This is a genomic window from Dietzia sp. B19, assembly GCF_014145155.1.
Lineage (GTDB): Bacteria > Actinomycetota > Actinomycetes > Mycobacteriales > Mycobacteriaceae > Dietzia > Dietzia natronolimnaea.
Genome location: NZ_JAALED010000376.1, coordinates 1 through 2879, shown reverse-complemented (window position 1 = coordinate 2879; position 2879 = coordinate 1). Strand labels below are relative to the sequence as shown.

The window sequence follows — 2879 nt, the reverse complement described above, 5'->3', positions numbered from 1 at the left end:
GCCCGCCTCCACATGGAGGCGGGCCGGCGGACGTCGACGCGGATCAGGCGAGTGCCGCCAGCGCGGAGTCGTAGTCCGGCTCGGTGGTGATCTCGTCGACGAGCTGGGTGTAAACCACCGTGCCGTCGGCGTCGAGCACCACGACCGAGCGGGCGCACAGGCCGGCCAGGGGGCCGTCGGCCATCTTGACGCCGTACGTCGAGGCGAAGTCGCTGCGGAAAGTGGAACCGGCGGAGGCGTTCTCGATGCCCTCGTCGGCGGAGAAGCGCTTGAGCGCGAACGGGAGGTCCGCCGAGACGTTGATGACCGCGGTGTTGTCCAGGTCCGTGGCCTTCTCGTTGAAGGTGCGGACCGACTGGGCGCAGACGCCAGTGTCGACGCTCGGGAAGATGTTGAGCACGACGCGCTTGCCCGCGAGCGACTCGGAGGTCACGGGCGCCAGGTCCGTGCCGACCAGGTCGAAGGCCGGAGCGGTGGTGCCGACGGCGGGGAGCTCGCCGGACGTGGAGACGGGGTTTCCCTTGAATGCGGTGGTTGCCATGCGTCCGTTCTACCGGACGGCGGGCGCGGGCGGCGCGGGCACCGCCTGGCCGGTCTGGTCCACCGCCCGCCACAGGTACCAGGAGGCGACCGACCGGTAGGGGGCCCAGCTCTCGGCACGGGTGAGCATCCGGGCGGCGGTGGGGGGTCCGTCGAGTCCCGTGACCCGCTCGAATCCGCGCCGGACGCCGACATCGGCCACGGGGAACACGTCGGGCCTGTCCAGCAGGAAGATCAGCAGCATCTCCACCGTCCACCGGCCCACCCCGCGGACGGTGGTCAGGGAGGCGACCACCTCCTCGTCGTCGAGTTCCTCCAGCTCCGCCAGGGTGGGGATCCGTCCGGTCCCCACCGCGTCGGCGAGGTCGCGGAGCGCGGCGATCTTGGGTCGGGAGACCCCGCAGGCACGGATCTCGTCGTCTGAGAGGGTGGTGAGGAGGCCGGGGTCGAGATGCCGGGGCCCGGCCGCCCGTTCCCTGAGTCGACCGGCGATCGTCGCGGCCGCCTTGACCGACAGTTGCTGGGACAGGATCGAGGAGGCCAGGCGGTCGAACAGGGTGTGCGGTCCGGCGTCCGGGGCGGGCGCGAGGGTGCACGGACCGACGGTCTCGATGTGGCGTCCGAGCTCGGGGTCCGCTCGGGAGAGGTATCGGACCGCGGCCGATTTGTCGTATCCTGCGGGCATACGAGCAGGGTACCGGGCGGTTTTCTGACCCATCCTGCCTCACGGGTAACAGCGGTACCGTGACCGACGATAACTATCGGATCACGAAATGAGTCACACAGTTTTCTCGGGGGAGGAACGCCATCGTGCGTAGGACACACATCCGTCTCGCAGCGGTCGCGGCCACGGCGGCGCTCGCGCTGGGGGCCGGTGCAGGGACCGCATCCGCGGGTTCGGCGGAGCTCCCGTCGGGCACCGCGCTCTACAACGGGCTGACCATGGTGGGCTGCCAGTATGTCGACCAGTCGATGCTGCAGATGTGCGGCGGCCTGGACGCGCTCACGAGCGACGACCCGGCGGTGCTCACGGTCAATCCGTTCACCACCGACATCGTGATCCTGGGCGCGGGCCTCTATCCCGACGGGGGGATCCGGCCGGTGCTGGAGGAGCGGCTGAGGACAGGCTTCCGGCTCGCGCGGGAGTACCCCACAGCCCGCATCATCGTGACCGGTGGAGTCCCGCAGAACGGCCGCACGGAGGCCCGCGCGATGGGCGACTGGCTCCGCGGCGCCGGGATCGCACCGTGGCGGATCACCGAGGAGGGCAACTCCAACTCGACGGTCCAGAACGCCCGGTTCACCGACCAGATCTTCCGCGAGCGCGGGACCACCGGCGCGGTCGTGGTCTCCACGGGCGACCACGTCCAGCGTGCGGTACTCAACTTCCGCCAGGCGGTCGACGGCCGGATTCCGGTGACCGGAGTGGTGGCCCGGGGCTGACCCGGGGTCGACCCGGGCTGACCCGGGCTGACCCGGGCTCGGCCGCGGGGGGAACAAACCGCCAGGGCCCGGAGTTGTATGACGCGACAGCAATTACCGTCCCGTCAGAGGAGATGCCAGTGTCCGCCATCCGTCAGGTAGTCCCGCTCGGCGCGCAGTGGCCCGGTGTCGACCCGTTCCTGTTCGCGGTCCACCACCGCGACGAGTTCCCCGCGGCCGAGGGGGAGACCATGCGTCCCGCGGCCTCCCTGGAGGGCCGGTCCATCGGAGGCGACTTCTCCGGCAAGGACGGCTGGTCGATGTACCACGGCTCAGAGGTGCCCGGCTTCCCCCAGCACCCACACCGCGGCTTCGAGACCGTCACCGTGGTGCTCGACGGCGTGGTGGACCACTCCGACTCGCTGGGCGCCGCCGCCCGCTTCGGGCACGGTGACACACAGTGGCTCACCGCCGGTGCGGGGATCTCGCACTCGGAGATGTTCCCCCTGCTGGATCCCGACGCGACCAACACCATGGAGCTGTTCCAGATCTGGCTCAACCTGGCCCCCGAGGACAAGTCCGCCGAGCCGTACTTCGACATGTTCTGGTCCGAGGACACCCCGGTCGTCGTCCGCGGTGAGGAGGGGGCCGCCGCGCGCGTCCGGGTGATCGCCGGGGAGATCGACGGGATCCGGGCACTCGACCCGCCACCGCACTCCTGGGCCGCGCGCCCGGACAGCCACCTCGCCATCTGGATCGTCACCCTCGACCCCGGGGTCAGCACCGAGCTCCCGGCGTTCGACCCGTCCGCCTCCCGGGTCCTGTACAACTACGGCGGCGAGCTGACCGCCGACGGGCAGCGGCTCGGCTACGACGCCGCCGTGCTCGCCCCCGAGGCCGTCACCGTGAGCGCGGGC

The 2879-nt window shown here is 71.0% G+C and carries 4 protein-coding genes; 2 read left to right on the top strand and 2 right to left on the bottom strand.

Features of this window, described 5'->3' with window-relative positions:
• Nucleotides 1-43: 43 nt before the first annotated feature.
• The gene (tpx, locus tag G6020_RS11120; protein ID WP_179523696.1) at nt 44-541 is read right to left on the bottom strand and encodes a thiol peroxidase; all 498 of its coding nucleotides are present in this window, start codon (nt 539-541) and stop codon (nt 44-46) included.
• A gap of 9 nt (nt 542-550) precedes the next feature.
• Nucleotides 551-1225, bottom strand: coding sequence for a DNA-3-methyladenine glycosylase 2 family protein (locus tag G6020_RS11115; RefSeq protein WP_182610673.1), 675 nt, complete (start codon nt 1223-1225; stop codon nt 551-553).
• Nucleotides 1226-1350: 125 nt separating this feature from the next.
• Between G6020_RS11115 and G6020_RS11110 the strand changes: the two genes are divergently transcribed.
• Nucleotides 1351-1983 carry a YdcF family protein gene (locus G6020_RS11110; protein ID WP_179523694.1) on the top strand — a complete coding sequence of 211 codons (633 nt, stop codon included), beginning with the start codon at nt 1351-1353 and terminating at the stop codon, nt 1981-1983.
• A 113-nt stretch (nt 1984-2096) separates the two neighbouring features.
• Nucleotides 2097-2879 (top strand): pirin family protein (locus G6020_RS11105; RefSeq protein ID WP_194306097.1); only part of this gene is annotated, 783 nt, incomplete at its 3' end.